This window comes from Burkholderia sp. Ac-20365 (genome assembly GCF_017104715.1).
GTDB lineage: Bacteria > Pseudomonadota > Gammaproteobacteria > Burkholderiales > Burkholderiaceae > Paraburkholderia.
In genome coordinates this window covers 117,546-132,345 of the sequence record NZ_JAAGPI010000021.1, presented here as the reverse complement: position 1 = coordinate 132,345, position 14,800 = coordinate 117,546, and the positions used below count along the sequence as shown (strand labels likewise).

Annotated in this window: 11 protein-coding genes; 1 reads left to right on the top strand and 10 read right to left on the bottom strand. The window is 62.9% G+C overall.

The window, feature by feature from the left end:
- Positions 1-109: 109 nt before the first annotated feature.
- The 8 genes from G3O01_RS28460 to G3O01_RS28425 all read right to left on the bottom strand — a co-directional run bounded on the left by G3O01_RS28460 (position 110) and on the right by G3O01_RS28425 (position 11,997).
- On the bottom strand, positions 110-2,032 hold the full coding sequence (locus G3O01_RS28460; protein ID WP_205809927.1) for a PrkA family serine protein kinase: 1,923 nt from the start codon (positions 2,030-2,032) through the stop codon (positions 110-112).
- Positions 2,033-2,856: 824 nt separating this feature from the next.
- Entirely contained in the window at positions 2,857-3,618 is a 762-nt protein-coding gene (locus G3O01_RS28455) for a hydratase (RefSeq protein WP_205809926.1), read from the bottom strand.
- 332 nt (positions 3,619-3,950) lie between these two features.
- Entirely contained in the window at positions 3,951-5,699 is a 1,749-nt protein-coding gene (locus G3O01_RS28450) for a methyl-accepting chemotaxis protein (RefSeq protein ID WP_205809925.1), read from the bottom strand.
- Positions 5,700-5,930: 231 nt separating this feature from the next.
- The gene (rbsK, locus tag G3O01_RS28445) at positions 5,931-6,860 is read right to left on the bottom strand and encodes a ribokinase (protein WP_205809924.1); all 930 of its coding nucleotides are present in this window, start codon (positions 6,858-6,860) and stop codon (positions 5,931-5,933) included.
- 92 nt (positions 6,861-6,952) lie between these two features.
- A complete protein-coding gene (locus G3O01_RS28440; protein WP_205809923.1) occupies positions 6,953-7,996 on the bottom strand; it encodes a LacI family DNA-binding transcriptional regulator in 1,044 nt (347 codons plus the stop codon).
- A 123-nt stretch (positions 7,997-8,119) separates the two neighbouring features.
- A complete protein-coding gene (locus G3O01_RS28435; RefSeq protein WP_205809922.1) occupies positions 8,120-9,148 on the bottom strand; it encodes an ABC transporter permease in 1,029 nt (342 codons plus the stop codon).
- Positions 9,145-10,731, bottom strand: a complete 1,587-nt coding sequence (locus G3O01_RS28430) for a sugar ABC transporter ATP-binding protein (protein ID WP_205809965.1) — start codon at positions 10,729-10,731, stop codon at positions 9,145-9,147. The genes G3O01_RS28435 and G3O01_RS28430 overlap by 4 nt, the downstream gene beginning before the upstream one ends.
- Before the next feature lie 309 nt (positions 10,732-11,040).
- Entirely contained in the window at positions 11,041-11,997 is a 957-nt protein-coding gene (locus tag G3O01_RS28425) for a sugar ABC transporter substrate-binding protein (RefSeq protein ID WP_205809921.1), read from the bottom strand.
- A 453-nt stretch (positions 11,998-12,450) separates the two neighbouring features.
- On the opposite strand from G3O01_RS28425, the gene G3O01_RS28420 reads away from it, so the two are divergent.
- Positions 12,451-13,089, top strand: a complete 639-nt coding sequence (locus G3O01_RS28420; RefSeq protein WP_205809920.1) for a LysE family translocator — start codon at positions 12,451-12,453, stop codon at positions 13,087-13,089.
- A gap of 27 nt (positions 13,090-13,116) precedes the next feature.
- On the opposite strand, the gene corA is transcribed toward G3O01_RS28420, so the two are convergent.
- On the bottom strand, positions 13,117-14,094 hold the full coding sequence (gene corA, locus G3O01_RS28415; RefSeq protein ID WP_205809919.1) for a magnesium/cobalt transporter CorA: 978 nt from the start codon (positions 14,092-14,094) through the stop codon (positions 13,117-13,119).
- Positions 14,095-14,259: 165 nt separating this feature from the next.
- Positions 14,260-14,733, bottom strand: coding sequence for a hypothetical protein (locus tag G3O01_RS28410; RefSeq protein WP_205809918.1), 474 nt, complete (start codon positions 14,731-14,733; stop codon positions 14,260-14,262).
- Positions 14,734-14,800 lie beyond the last annotated feature (67 nt).

Below are 14,800 nucleotides of genomic sequence, written 5' to 3'. Positions count from 1 at the left end.
GGGCGCAAGTTGCGCATGCAATCTTATGTCCATGCGGCTTGCGCCTCGCAGGAGGCTCGCGCAAATCGGGTGAAGCGAACCCGTTTGCGCGAGCTTTGCAGCACGCGTGTCATGACGACTTGCGCACACGCAGATACCAGTCACACAGGAGCCGCACCTGCTTCGGCGTATAGCCCTTGGTGACCATGCGGTTGACGAAGTCTTCGTGTTTGCGCTGTTCTTCTGCCGACCCTTTCGCATTGAACGAGATGACGGGCAGAAGTTCTTCCGTATTCGAGAACATCTTCTTTTCGATCACGACGCGCAGCTTTTCATAGCTGATCCACGCCGGGTTCTTACCCCCGTTCGCGGCACGCGCACGCAACACGAAATTGACGATCTCGTTGCGGAAGTCCTTCGGGTTACTGATACCGGCAGGCTTCTCGATCTTCTCCAGCTCAGCGTTGAGCGCCGCGCGGTCGAAGCTCTCGCCCGTGTCGTGATCGCGAAACTCCTGGTCCTGAATCCAGAAGTCGGCGTACGTCACATAGCGATCGAAGATGTTCTGCCCATACTCGGAATACGACTCCAGATACGCGGTCTGAATCTCCTTGCCGATGAATTCCGCATAACGCGACGCGAGCACGTCCTTGATGAACGACAGATACTTCTGCTCGGTTTCCGGTGGGAACTGTTCGCGCTCGATCTGCTGTTCGAGCACGTACATCAGATGCACCGGATTCGCCGCGACTTCTGTCGTGTCGAAGTTGAACACGCGCGACAGGATCTTGAACGCGAAGCGTGTCGAGACACCCGTCATCCCTTCGTCGACGCCGGCGAAGTCGCGATACTCCTGATACGACTTGGCCTTCGGATCGGTGTCTTTCAGGTTCTCACCGTCATACACCTGCATCTTCGAAAAGAGGCTCGAATTCTCGGGCTCCTGCAAACGCGTGAGCACCGACATCTGCGCCATCATCTTCAGCGTGCCTGGCGCGCACACCGCATTCGACAACGACGAATTGCGCAGCAGCTTCTCGTAGATCTTCATCTCTTCCGAGTAGCGCAGGCAGTACGGCACCTTCACCACGAAGATACGGTCGAGCAGTGCTTCGTTGTTACGGTTGTTGCGGAACGCCTTCCATTCGGACTCGTTCGAGTGAGCGAGGATGACGCCGTCGAACGGGATCGCACCGAAGCCTTCCGTGCCCTTGAAGTTGCCTTCCTGCGTTGCCGTCAGCAACGGGTGCAGCACCTTGATCGGGGCCTTGAACATTTCGACGAACTCGAGCAGCCCCTGGTTCGCGAGACACAGGCCACCCGAATAGCTGTATGCATCGGCATCGTCCTGTGCGTATTGCTCGAGCTTGCGGATATCGACCTTGCCGACCAGCGACGAAATATCCTGATTGTTTTCGTCACCAGGTTCGGTCTTCGCGATACCGATCTGCCGCAGGATCGACGGGTAACGACGCACCACGCGGAACTTGCGGATATCGCCGTTGTATTCATGCAGACGCTTGACCGCCCACGGGCTGAGGATGCTCTTCAGATAGCGGCGCGGTATGCCGTACTGCTCTTCGAGAATGGGACCGTCTTCGTCGTAATCGAACAGCCCGAGAGGCGATTCGTTGACGGGCGAGCCCTTGATCGCATAGAACGGCACGCGTTCCATGAGCTGCTTGAGGCGCTCGGCGATCGACGACTTGCCGCCGCCCACCGGACCCAACAGATAGAGAATCTGCTTCTTTTCTTCGAGCCCCTGCGCAGCGTGCCTGAAGTAGGCCACCACCTGCTCGATCACGTCTTCCATTCCGTAGAACTCACGGAACGCGGGGTATACCTTGATCACCTTGTTCGCGAAGATACGCGACGTGCGCGGATCGTTGCGAGTGTCGATCTGTTCTGGCTCCCCGATTGCCGTCAACATGCGTTCGCCTGCAGTGGCGTACGCGGCGGGATTTTCTTTGCAGAGCGCGAGATACTCCTCGAGCGAAAGTTCCTCCTCTCGCGTTTTCTCGAAGCGGGTCGCGAAACTGCTGTAGATATCCATGCTACCTCCTCGCCGAAGTCTGGGACGATGTCGTGCGCGGCGCGCTATCAGGAAACGACATCGCTCGAATTCATCCTAAACCCTTTTAAATTTTTTTTCACGAACTACGTTGTGAAAATCGCGCCACAGACAGCACGCTTCAGCCCCTGCTTGATGACGAAAATACGGTCACCTACAATCGTTGCCCACACTGCAAGAACATGAAGGGCAGTGCTGCGTTGCACTTCCTGTTCCTTCCCTACGCTTCATCTGTCGCATGAGATGCAAACCATGTGGCATCGCGCGATTTCCTGCACTTTTCCGCACATTCGCAAAAGTCTCATCTACCACGCTGTCTGCCTGACCACATTACGCCGACACATTACTTCGTCTTGCGTACCCGCGCAGTGCATGTGACTTCTCTTAATGACACCGCGCCTTATCCGCCATAACGCACGCATCGTCGCTTGCGACGACAGAATGCTCGCTGTGTTACATGTTTCGCATGTGCGCCAGCGCGCGTTTCCTGCAGTTCGTCAGCGCATCGGTCATTTCGTTCAACACAAAGCTGCAACAGACGAGTGCATGTTTCAGACGCTGCATGAGCGAGCAGCGTCGAAATCCATGCTGCCCGCAGGGTCTGCATGCACGCCCGTTCATGTCTGTATGACGACGCGTGCAGTGCATATCTGAATAGGGACATGTAGCCAGGTGTTTGCCCACGATTCATCACCGGAGCTGTGCCGGGACAAAGGGGCATGAGAGTGCATGCGCATGCAGCAGACGTCATCGACGTGCCGCTGCCGCGTGAAGTGGAGTGAAGCGGACGTAAAACGCTTAGTGGTTTACGTCAATTCGACTTCGATTTCGCCGAGTCCGTCGATATGGCCAACTACGCGTCCCGGCCCTTCGACCCGATGCGCGCCGACATACGAGCCCGTCGTAATGGTCCATTCGGGCTCGATCGTGATACCCATGGCCGCGCAATGGTTGACGAACCACACGAGCAGTTCGCGCGGATCGCCTGCCGGGTTGCCCGGCGATTCAGGCACGAGCGACTGGCCTTCGAACGTCAGTTCGAGTTCGGGCGACACGAAATCGAACGAACGCGCGATCGATGCGTAAGGCACTGCATGTCCCGTCACGAGTGCACCATTGTTCTGCGCGTCGGCAAGTTGCGCGAGCGGCGCGACGTTCGGCCATTCGGCAAACCGGCTGTCGACGATCTCGATGGTAGGCAGGACGGAACCGACACGCGCGAGCACTTCGTCGCGCGCATAGGCCTCGCCGTGCGGCTCGATGGGCTCCGCGAAACGGAATGCGACTTCCAGTTCCAGCAGCACGCGAAAAAACGCACCATGCTGCACCCTGGCCGGCGACGCGTACGTTAATGCCGCCGGAATCGGTGCACCCGATGCCGGGCCGCCCGGCGCCTTGGCACCGATTTTCCAGGCACCCGTTCCACCGCCGAGGCCCGCGATCACCGCCTGCTGGATCGCGTAGGCCGTGGCGGCGTCGGGCGGGAGAGCGTCGAGTGGCAGCGTGCCGATGGCGCGATGCTGGCGGCGCGCATGCACGAGGCGTTGCGCAAGGTCGTGATCCGTCATGTCGTTTCCCTTATTGGCTGTTATGGGGCGTCGCGAGGCAGAAGCAACGGCGCATGGCGTTGCGGCAAGGTGAAGGCGATGCGGCACACACAACCTTCACTTCATACGGTTCCTGGATGGCGTCATGCAGTGCGGATAGCGGCATGCGCGCCACGCGTCCGTCAATGTACCGGAACAATTGTGCGCCGGGTCGGTTCGGCCACGCGCCAGAAACAAAAAGACGGCTGCCCGCGAGGGCAGCCGTCCTATGGTTCTGCGTCAGCCTTCAGGCGTCCGCGCCTGCGGACGGCGCGCCTGCTGGCGCGCGGTCTCGCAGGCCCGCTTTTGGTGCGTCAGAATGTCTCCCAATCCGCATCCGATGTCACGGCCGCTTTCTGCGACGACACTGCCGTGCGGGCAGGCGCGGCTGCGGACGTGGGAGCCGCGGCAGCAGGCGCCGGTGCGGCGGCGGGCATCGACGGTGCAATCTTGCGCGGCGCGCTCACGGGCGCCGTGTGGCGCACAGCACGCTTGGCGGGTGCCGTGGAGAATCCACCGCCCGCTTCGTCGACCTGGAACACGGAAACGGTCGTACGCAGCTTGGCGGCCTGCTCTTCGAGCGACGACGCAGCCGCCGCCGCTTCCTCGACGAGCGCCGCGTTCTGCTGCGTCACCTCGTCCATCTGCGTGACGGCGCGCGCGACCTGGTCGATACCGCTGCTCTGCTCTTCCGACGCCGCGGCGATTTCGCCCATGATGTCCGTCACGCGCTGCACCGCGCCGATGATCTCCGTCATCGTGCGTCCCGCTTCGTCGACGAGCGCCGAGCCCACCTGGACGCGCTCGACGGACGTGTCGATCAGTTCCTTGATTTCCTTGGCCGCCGCCGACGAACGCTGCGCAAGGCTGCGCACCTCGCCCGCCACGACCGCGAAGCCACGCCCTTCTTCGCCAGCGCGCGCCGCTTCGACGGCCGCGTTCAGCGCGAGAATGTTGGTCTGGAACGCAATGCCTTCGATGATCGCGATGATGTCCGCGATCTTCGCCGAGCTCTGGTTGATGTCGCCCATCGTGCCGACCACCTGGCCGACCACCGAACTGCCCTTGTTGGCGATCTCCGAAGCATTCGCCGCGAGCGCGCTCGCCTGGCGGGCATTGTCGGCGTTCTGCTTCACCGTGCCGGTCAGTTGTTCCATGCTCGACGCCGTTTCCTGCAGCGCGGACGCCTGCTCTTCCGTACGCGACGACAGGTCGATATTGCCCGCCGCAATCTGGCGCGTAGCCGTCGCAATCGATTCGCTGCCCGAGCGCACCGTGCGCACCGTTTCCGTCAGGCTGCGCTGCATCTTGCCGATACCTTCGATCAGTTGGCCCATCTCGTCACGCGAGGTCGCGACGACGGGACGGCGCAGATCGCCCGCGGCGATCGCGTCGAAATGGTCGAGCGCGTCCGACAGCGGACGGGCGATCGCGCCACGCAGCGTGAAGTACGAGAACAGCGCGGCCAGCACGCCGGCAATCAGTCCGACGAGGCTGATCACGCGAAACGTCGAGAAGCTCGACTGGGCGTTGTCGAAGCCCGCTTTCGCCGATTCGAACTGGAATTTGCGCAGCGTGTCGTCGGCCAACGACAGGTCGTTGTAGGCCGCCTGCAGACGCTTCGCACCGTCGAGAATCTTAGGTTGATCGTTTGCGCTAACGGTTGCGTAAAAGGACTCCATCACCTGATGCAGCGCTTCACGCTTGCCCGAGGCTTCCTGTGCGAGGCGGTCTTCATCGCCTTCGCGCGGCAGCGACAGATAACGTTTCCACCATTCATCCGACAGCGTGCGCATCGAGCGGGCGCGCTCCAGTGTCGAGGCGGCTTCGGGCGTGCCGATCATGAACGCGGCGCGGTCCAGCGCGAGACGCTCGCGTGCCGCATAGATCTCGGCGTTGCCGATATCGACTGCGCTGGGCATCTGGTTCGTGTACATGTCGCGCACCGATTCGTTCGAGCGGCTCAGGCCAAACAGCCCGAGCAGCCCGATCGCGACCAGCAGCGCGGCGAGAAAAGCCATCGTCAGGCCGATTCGCGCCTTGATGGTGATGCCCTTGTTCATGCTTCTTCCTGTGAGATGTCGATGAGAGGCGCGTCGTAACGCATTGCGTATGCGGTGGTTTTGCGCGGCGCCGTTTGAGATGGATCGTGGCGCTCTCACTTCGTTTACGGCACCCAGGCAGAAGACTTGAAGCTTCTATATGGTCTGATGAAACACGCTGGAAGGACTTGTAAGTATTACAAGCGACCCATGCGCATGTTTTGCGAAAGCCCGTATCGGAAACGCGATCGATCAGTCGTTGCCGACTTCGGCGCGAGTGGGAATGGACGGCTGCGCGCCCGCGCGCGTCACCGAAATCGAGGCCGCGCGCTGCGCGAAGCGGATCGCATCGGCGACCCGCTCGCCGCGCGCCAGTTGCGCGGCAAAGCCGCCGATGAACGTGTCGCCCGCCGCGGTTGTGTCGACGGCTTTCACGCGCGGTGCTTCGAAGTGCTGTGCTGGCGACTTGTCGAGCGCAGCCACCACGCCTTGTGCGCCGATGGTCACGATCACGTTGCGAACACCCGCGCTGCGCAACGCGTCAGCGGCGGCCACGGCCTCTTCGGGCGAGGTCACGGGCAGGCCCGTCAGGGTTGCGGCTTCCAGCTCGTTGGGAATCAGGTAATCGATGAGAGGCAGCCAGTCGTCCGGCAACGGGCCCGTGGCGGGCGCCGGATTCAGAATCACGATCTTGCCGAGCCGCCGCGCGGCGGCCAGTGCCGCATGTACCGCGGCGGGCGGCGTTTCCAGCTGGCAGACCACGACCTGCGCCGCCGCCAGCGCCGCTTCGTGGCGCGCGACGGTGTCGGGCGTCACCTCGCCGTTGCTGCCCGCGATGATGACGATCGCATTCTGGCTGCCGTCGTCGACGATGATGAGCGCGACGCCCGTAGACGCGCTTGTGCTCGTTTCCAGTGCCGCGCAGTCGATCCCTTCCGCTTCGAGGCCCATGCGCAGTTGCGCGCCGTTCGCGTCGGAGCCGACGCAACCGAGCATCGACACCTTGGCGCCGAGCCGGGCCGCGGCAACCGCCTGATTGCCGCCCTTGCCGCCCGCGACCTGCGCGAAGGTGTGGCCCGCGAGCGTTTCACCCGGTTGCGGCAGGCGCGGTGCGCGCGCGACGAGATCCATATTCAGGCTACCGACCACCGTTACGTGGCCGCGCGCTTCATTGGTCGCCACTGCTGCCTCCTGTCGTTGGCATTCAGGCGTGGGCTCGTTGCACCCGCATATACAACTGGTCGGCAACTGGTCGCTGTCGCGCAGCGGCTTTGTCAGGCCGCCTTGACAGCGCGGCGTGCGCCCGCAAACGCCGCCGTCGATTCGCGCAAGATGAGCCGAGGCGCAATCACCCGACGCCGGAATGCCGCGCCCGTCGGCGCACCCACCGGTTTGCCGCCGATCCGCTCGATCAGCGTCTGCGCCGCCATTTCGCCGAGCGCGCGCACCGACTGGCCGACTGTCGAAAGGGCCGGATACGTGAAGCGACCCAGTTCGATGTCGTCGAAGCCGATCACCGAGACGTCCTGCGGCACGCGCAGGCCGCGCTCGGCCGCTGCGCGCAGCGCGCCGATGCCCATCATGTCGTTGCCCGCGAAGATCGCCGTCGGCTTCACCGTGTCGAACAGTTGTGCCGCCGCGCGGTAACCGCCCGTGCCCGAAAAGTCGCTTTCGACGATGCCGTTCGACGCGATCTCGATGCCGCGTTCGGCCATCGCGCGAATGAAGCCGTGCACGCGCATCGCGCTGACGGCCGTCTCGACGGGACCCGTGATGCAGCCGATCTTCGAATGCCCGAGTTGCAGCAGATGCCGCGTGGCCAGATACGCGCCCTTCTCGTGGTCGATCTGCACCAGATCGGCCGACAAGCCTTCAATGTTCCGGTCGACGATCACAAGCGGCTCGCGCGAATCGGCGAGCGTCTGCGCGAGCGTGGCGTCATCGCCCGCCGACGCGACGATCAGCCCGTCGATACGCTTTTCCTGCAGCACGCGCAGGTAGTTGCGCTGCTTCGCGGGATCGTCGTCCGAGTTGCAGAAGAACAGGCAGTAGCCATTGCGCGCGCAACCGTCCTCGATCCCGCGCGCCAGTTCCGCGAAGTACGGATTCGTGCTGTTGGGCACGACGAGGCCGATCGTCGCCGTCGACCGCGCCTTCAGCGACCGCGCGACGGCGGACGGCACGTAGTTGAGCTGGCGGATCGCCAGTTCGACCTTCGAGCGCACATCCGCCGACACCGGCCGCGTATTGTTCACGACATGCGACACCGTCGTGAACGACACGCCGGCTATGGCCGCCACATCCTTGATCGTCGCCATAAGCTGAAAACTCCCCTGCCTGTTTTTACTGCTGGCCAATGCAGCTCATGCTGCATCCGCGGTGCTCTCGTTAAGTTCTTGCGAAGCGGACGCCGTCCCGCGCCACGACTGCCCGCCCTTCTTTCAACTGCGTTTGCGCCTGCTGCGATACGTGTCCAGCACGACCGCCACCACGATCACAGCACCCGTGATGATCCGTTTGGTCGGCTCGTTCGCGCCGATCTGCGCGAGTCCCGCCGCCAGCACCGAAATGATCAACACGCCAAAGAACGTGCTGATGACGGAACCGCGCCCGCCCATCAGACTCGTGCCGCCGATCACGACTGCCGCGATCACCTGCAGTTCGAGCCCCGCGCCCGCGTTCGGGTCGGCCGCTTCCAGGCGCGAAATCTGGAACAGCGCGGCAAGCCCCGACAACGCGCCCATCAAGGCAAATACGATCACCTTGTACGGCTTCGGGTTCACCCCCGCGAGCCGCACCGCTTCCTCGTTCGTGCCGATGCCGACCAGATAGCGGCCGAACACCGTGCGCGTGAGCACCAGTTGCGCGACGATCATCACGGCCACCGCGATCAGGAACGCCGGCGAGATACCCACGGCGATCGGGTTCGACAGCACATCGAACGCATCGCCGATATACGCGGTGCGCGAATTCGTCATCTGATACGCGAGGCCGCGCGCCGCTTCCAGCACGCCGAGCGATACGATGAACGACGGAATCCGCCAGCCCACCGTCACCGCGCCCGTGACCGTGCCCGTCAGCGCCGCTGCCGCCAGACCCAGCACAGCGGCCGCGAACGGCCCGAGCTGCCACTTCAGCGCCGCCACGCTCACCACCGACGCACCCAGCGCCAGCACCGACCCCACCGACAGATCGATCCCCGCGATGATCAGCACGAAGGTCATCCCCACCGACATCACGACGAGATCGGGAATCTGGTTCGCGATCGTGACGAAGGTCTCGTACGTCAGAAAATGCGAGCTCAGCACCGAGAACAGCGCAATCATCGCGATCAGCGCGCCCATCAGGCCAAGATAGTTCGAAAAGCCCAGCCGCGTGCCCGCCGGCTTGCCGCTCGCGAGCGGCGCCGAGGGATCGGTAGCAGGCGCTGCGGGAGCCGGATCCTTGCCCGTGACCCTTTGGTCGTTCATGACTGAGTCTCTCCTTCGTCGGTGTCGTGCGTGTGCAGCAGCGCTTCGCGATTGCGATAGCCGGCGAAAGCCGCCGCGAGCAGCGCATCCTGCGTCCACTCGTCCCGCTTGAACACGCCCGTCATACGCCCCGCCGACATCACACCGATCCGGTCGCAGATCAGCATCAGTTCGCGCAGGTCGCTCGACACGACCACCAGCGCGCGCCCGTCACGGGCCAGCGCGCCCATCAAACCATAAATATCGAACTTCGCGCCGACATCGATGCCGCGCGTCGGTTCGTCGAATAGCAGTACCTTGCAATCGCGCGCGAGCCAGCGGCCGATCACGACCTTTTGCTGGTTGCCGCCCGACAGCTCGCCCACCGGCTGCGCCGGACCCGACGTGCGGATGCGCATCGCGTCGATCTGTTTCTTCGCGAGCGCGTTCTCGCGCTTCGCATCGACGATGCCATGCCGCGCGACACTGGCCAGATTGCCCAGCGACACGTTCGCCGCGATCGGCTGAGGCAAGAGCAGCCCTTCGCCCTTGCGGTCTTCCGTAATCAGCGCGATGCCGAGCTTCACGGCGTCCGTCGGCGCGTCGATCTGCACGGGCACGGGCGCCGCGCCCGGCGCGGGCGCCAGCGACACGGTCCCGGCATCCTTCTGGTCGGCGCCGTAAATGAGCCGCATCAGTTCGGTACGTCCCGCGCCGATCAGCCCGCTCACGCCAAAAATCTCGCCCGCCTTCACCTCGAACGACACGTCGCGCACCACTGGCGCACGGCTCATCCTGTCGACCTTCAGCAGCGGCGCACCGATGTTGCGCACGCCCAGATCGATCCGCTCGCCGATCTCGCGACCGACCATCAGCGTGACGATCTGGTCGCTGGTCAGGTTCGCCATCGCGTCGACCCGCACCAGCCTGCCGTCGCGCAGCACGGCGATCCGCTCGGCCACGCGCGCCAGCTCTTCGAGCCGGTGCGAGATGTACACGAGCGCGACGCCGCGCGACTTCAGTGCGTCGATCTGCTCGAACAGCAGGTCGACTTCGCGCGCCGTCAGCATGGCTGTCGGCTCGTCGAGGATCAGCACGCGGCAATCGCCGATCAGATTGCGCGCGATCTCGACCATCTGCTGATGCCCGATGCCGAGTTCGCCCACGAGCGTGTCGGGATCGATCGCTTCCAGGCCGACCTGGGCCATCGCTTCGCGCGCGTCCTCGCGCAGCTTCCTGCGGTCGATCCAGCCGAACGCATTGCGCGGCAGACGGTTCAGGAACAGGTTCTCGGCAACCGACAGCGTCGGCAGCAGATTCAATTCCTGCATCACCATCCGGATGCCGAGCGCCTCCGCTTCCGTGCGGCTCGTGGGCGCATACGGCTGGCCTTCGAGTTGCATCGTGCCCGTCGTCGGATCGACCAGCCCGCCGATGATCTTCGACAGCGTGCTCTTGCCCGCGCCATTCTCACCCGTGAGCGCGAGCGCCTCCCCGGCGTGCAACGCCAGCGAGACTTCGGCCAGCACAGGCTCGACGTAGGTCTTGCCTATGCCCGTCACGGACAGCACGGCAGGCAATGGTTGTTGGTCGGTTGATGCCATCGTGATCCAGATCTCGTAGCCGCCGCGCGGACCTTGCGAGAACGCCGGCACGTGCCGGCTGCCCGTCGCGAGGCGCCGCCCGCTGGCCGCGCAAGTCATGTGGCAGGCGTGCGCCAAACCATGCGCACCCTGAACAGGAGCGCTTCAGTCTGCGCTCCCGCTGTCCTCGCCCCCGCGCGAGTCGCCCGTCGTCATGACGCTTATCTCTGGCATAACGGCGGCACGGCGGATTTCTTGAGCGTTTGGTTAACTTTCGCTCGCGGGCGGCGCGCGCTGCTCGTTGCGCGCCGCCCGGCAAGGCGCGAGCCGTTACTTCGTGACGAGATCGACAGGCGTTTCGACGACGCCGGACAGATCCGACTGCTTCTTGTGCTCGGAGATTGCCTTGAGCGCAACGTCGATACCGAACACGGCCTGCTTCGCTGCGTACTGGTCAGCCGTGGCGAGCACGCGACCATCCTTCAGCATCGGCTTGATCGCGTTGATGTTGTCGTAGCCGACCACATAGACCTTGCCCTGCTTGCCCGCAGCACGTACGGCCGACACGGCGCCGATCGCCATGTTGTCGTTGCCGCACAGCAGCGCCTTGATGTTCGGATAGGCATTGAGCATCGACGATGCGATCGCGTTGCCCTTGTCGATTTCCCATTCACCCGACTGCACCGAGTCGACCTTCGCGCCGACCTTCTGCATTGCCGCCTTGAAGCCGGCCGTGCGTTGCTGTGCGTTGGTCGTGGTCGACACGCCTTCGATGATGCCGACTTCATCGCCTGACTTCAGCTTCCTGGCCAGATAGTCGCCGACTTTCTCAGCGCCCTTCGCGTTGTCCGGGCCGACGAACGGCACGTTCAGATCCTTCGACTTCAGCACGTCGGGATCGAGCCGGTTGTCGATATTGACGACGATGATGCCGGCATCCACGGCCTTCTTGACCACGGGCACGAGCGCCTTCGAATCGGCCGGTGCGAGCACGATCGCATCGACCTTCGACACGATCATCTGCTCGACGATGCGGATCTGGTTGGCGGTGTCGGTCTCGTCCTTGATGCCGTTCGTGATCAGGTCGAACTGGTTGGGGTTGTGCTTCTGATAGTCCTTCGCGCCCGTTTCCATCGTCAGGAAGAACTCGTTGGCAAGCGACTTCATCACGAGCGCGACCTTCGGTTTCTTCGCGGCCTGTGCCCATGCCGACGAAAACGGCATCGCGGCGGCTGCCGTGAGCACGACGGCCGAGGTCAAAATGCGGCGGCGAATGCGTTGGTTCATGCAGTATCTCCAGTTGTTGGACTCGCGCTGAGCCCGTTTTTGATTGTGCGCAATCGTTTGCGAGCGCTATTCTCGGCGGCGCCTGTTCGCAGTGTCAACGACCGATGCTGCTGCGCTGCACAGCGCGCTGCGGCTTGCGGCGCGCGGCTCGACGCGTGGTGTGCCGTGGTGCTTCGGCGATACGGCGAATAACGTCGTGGCAAGAATGGCTCGCTTGTTTCTTCGGTGGTCATGCCTTCCTTCTGCTTTCTATCTTCCCGCGAGCCGCAAGCTATGTGGCAGGCAGGTGGCATATGCTGGCCCTTTATTGCGCGTGCCGCAAGGGAAAATGCGCTTGCCGTCGCGCTCTGCGCAACAGATGGGATCTGCGTATCATCGGTTGAGTGCGCGTGTCATCGTGTTGTCGCTGTTCGCGGCGCTATGACTGAGCGCGCATTCATTCGCGGAGTTGCCATGTTTGGTATCAGCCAGTTCCCGCTGTTTCTCGTCGCCGTCACCGTGCTCAATCTGACGCCCGGTCCGGACATCGCGTATGTGGCCGGTCAGAGCATCGCGCAAGGACGGCGCGCGGGTTTGCTTTCCGCGCTCGGAGTCGCGTTCGGCGGCTGCATGCACACCGTTGCGTGCGCACTCGGCATCACCGCGCTGCTCGCGGCGTCGCCGGGCGCATTCAACGCGATCAAGTGGATCGGCGCGGCTTATCTGATGTATCTCGGCTTGAAGATGCTGTGGCCTGCGGCGGCGGCCGTCGCGAGAGGCAATGCGGCGCCCGATGCACCGCGCCTGTCGCGCGGCACACTGCTCTTTCGGGGCTTCGTCACCAACGCGTCGAATCCGAAGGTGCTGCTGTTCTATATAGCGTTCTTCCCGCAGTTCGTCAGCGCCGACAGCCCGCACAAGACGCTGGCGTTTCTCGTGCTGGGCGCCGTGTTCGTGACGCTCGGGCTTATCAACGACTGCGTGATCGCGTGGCTCGCCGCGACGGCCGCACGTGCTGTGCGCTCGCAGCCGGCCGTGCGGCGGTGGATCGACCGGGTGGTCGGCGCGAGCTTTATCGGTTTGGGTGTGCGGCTCGCGTTGACGAAACGCTGAGCGTTCCCTTCGCGCGAGCCATGTGCGCTACAGCCAGTTCGCTTTCTTGAAACGCCAGTACAGGAAGAGATCGACCACCACCATTGCCGCGATGCACACGGGGTATCCGTAAGCAAAATGCAACTCGGGAATGTGCTCGAAGTTCATCCCGTAGATACCGGCGATCATGGTCGGCACGGCGAACAGGGCGGCGAATGAGCCCAGCCGCTTGGTCACCTCGTTTTCCGCGAGCGAGATCATGCCGAGATTGACCTGAATAGCCGTGACGATCATTTCGCGGCGGCCTTCGATGGTTCGCACGATGCGGTCGAGATGGTCGTACACGTCGCGAAAGTACGCCTGCATGCCGACGCAGATCGCGGGGATGCGCCCGCCCGTCAGCTTGCTGATACCTTCGAGCAGCGGCTCGATGTGATGCTGCAGCATCACGAGACGGCGCTTCAACGAATACAGGTCTTCGATGATCGCGCGCGATGCCGCGAGGTCATGCTTGTCGAAGATGCGATCTTCGATCTCCTCGATCTCGGTGCCGATCGACTCCAGAATCGGAAAATACCGGTCGACGACGTTATCGGCGAGTGCATATAGCACGAAGGCCGAGCCTTCTTTCAATAGCTGCGGTTCGCGCTCGCAACGCGCGCGAACCTCCTGGAACCCGTGACGCGTGCCGCGCCGGACGGACAGCACATAGTTCGCGCCAACGAACACATCGACTTCGCCGATCACGAACTCGCCGTCGTCATCGGTTTCGATGGTGTGCATGACGGCAAACAGCGAGTTGCCGTACTCCTCGATCTTCGGCCGTTGATGGCCATGGCGCACGTCTTCGACAGCCAGTTCGTGCAGCCCGAACTCATGCTTCATTACTTCGAGTTCGCCCGGTCCGGGATCTTTCAACGCCACCCAGACGAAGCACTCGGGTTTCGCGACATAGACGCTGATGTCGTCGATTTCGATATCGGCCAGTTTGCGGCCGTCCTGATACGCGGCGCAGTTGATCAGCATGATTGAATACCTTGAATACGAATCGGCTTTGCGGATTACAAATTGTTAGTCACGATGGGCTACATGGCCCTGATGCAAAGCCGCGCGGGGCGCGGTGTCAAGCTGCGATGTTACGTGGAGTTGAGGCGTTGCGTTGTGTCGAATTGTCATTGGCGAGCCGCGGGATCAGTTCGCGACGCGCCGCAGCATGATGCGATGATCGTTGTTGAACGAGACACTCGCGCGGTTCGAATATCGCGTGTCGGGCGTAACGATAAAGTTGATTTCGACGACGGGATCGAACTGCGTCGACACGCCGATGCGATGCGTGCCTGGCGTGAGCCACAGGACGATGTGCTCGCCGTTCATGATGTCCGCAATCTGCTCGCCATCGACATACACGAGCGCGTCGCGAAACCGCACGATCACGTTGTCGGTACGCTCCCGGCGAAGGTCCACGGCAACCTTGCCTTCACCCGGCTGCGTGTAGCCCTGCTTGACGATACGTTCAGTGGGGACGTCCTTGAACGGCACCTTGTCCGCGGGCGTGGCAGCGCACCCGGAGAGCAACACGGCAACGACGACCGCGACGGCGGCACCCGAAGCTGCAGCCTTGAGCTTGACTGCTTGCTCTAACGCAAAGGGTTGCGTGCGTGTCATGGTTCGTCTCCCCTGTTGGTGTTTCGTTATCCCGGCGCGCTGCGTCACGCGCCGTCATATGTTATTT

What these genes read in the sequence shown, in the direction of transcription:
- G3O01_RS28460 (WP_205809927.1), bottom strand. Translation starts at nt 2,032, where the DNA reads ATGGATATCTACAGCAGTTTCGCGACCCGCTTCGAGAAAACGCGAGAG.
- G3O01_RS28455 (WP_205809926.1), bottom strand. Translation starts at nt 3,618, where the DNA reads ATGACGGATCACGACCTTGCGCAACGCCTCGTGCATGCGCGCCGCCAG.
- G3O01_RS28450 (WP_205809925.1), bottom strand. Translation starts at nt 5,699, where the DNA reads ATGAACAAGGGCATCACCATCAAGGCGCGAATCGGCCTGACGATGGCT.
- G3O01_RS28440 (WP_205809923.1), bottom strand. Translation starts at nt 7,996, where the DNA reads ATGGCGACGATCAAGGATGTGGCGGCCATAGCCGGCGTGTCGTTCACG.
- G3O01_RS28435 (WP_205809922.1), bottom strand. Translation starts at nt 9,148, where the DNA reads ATGAACGACCAAAGGGTCACGGGCAAGGATCCGGCTCCCGCAGCGCCT.
- G3O01_RS28430 (WP_205809965.1), bottom strand. Translation starts at nt 10,731, where the DNA reads ATGGCATCAACCGACCAACAACCATTGCCTGCCGTGCTGTCCGTGACG.
- G3O01_RS28425 (WP_205809921.1), bottom strand. Translation starts at nt 11,997, where the DNA reads ATGAACCAACGCATTCGCCGCCGCATTTTGACCTCGGCCGTCGTGCTC.
- G3O01_RS28420 (WP_205809920.1), top strand. Translation starts at nt 12,451, where the DNA reads ATGTTTGGTATCAGCCAGTTCCCGCTGTTTCTCGTCGCCGTCACCGTG.
- corA (WP_205809919.1), bottom strand. Translation starts at nt 14,094, where the DNA reads ATGCTGATCAACTGCGCCGCGTATCAGGACGGCCGCAAACTGGCCGAT.
- G3O01_RS28410 (WP_205809918.1), bottom strand. Translation starts at nt 14,733, where the DNA reads ATGACACGCACGCAACCCTTTGCGTTAGAGCAAGCAGTCAAGCTCAAG.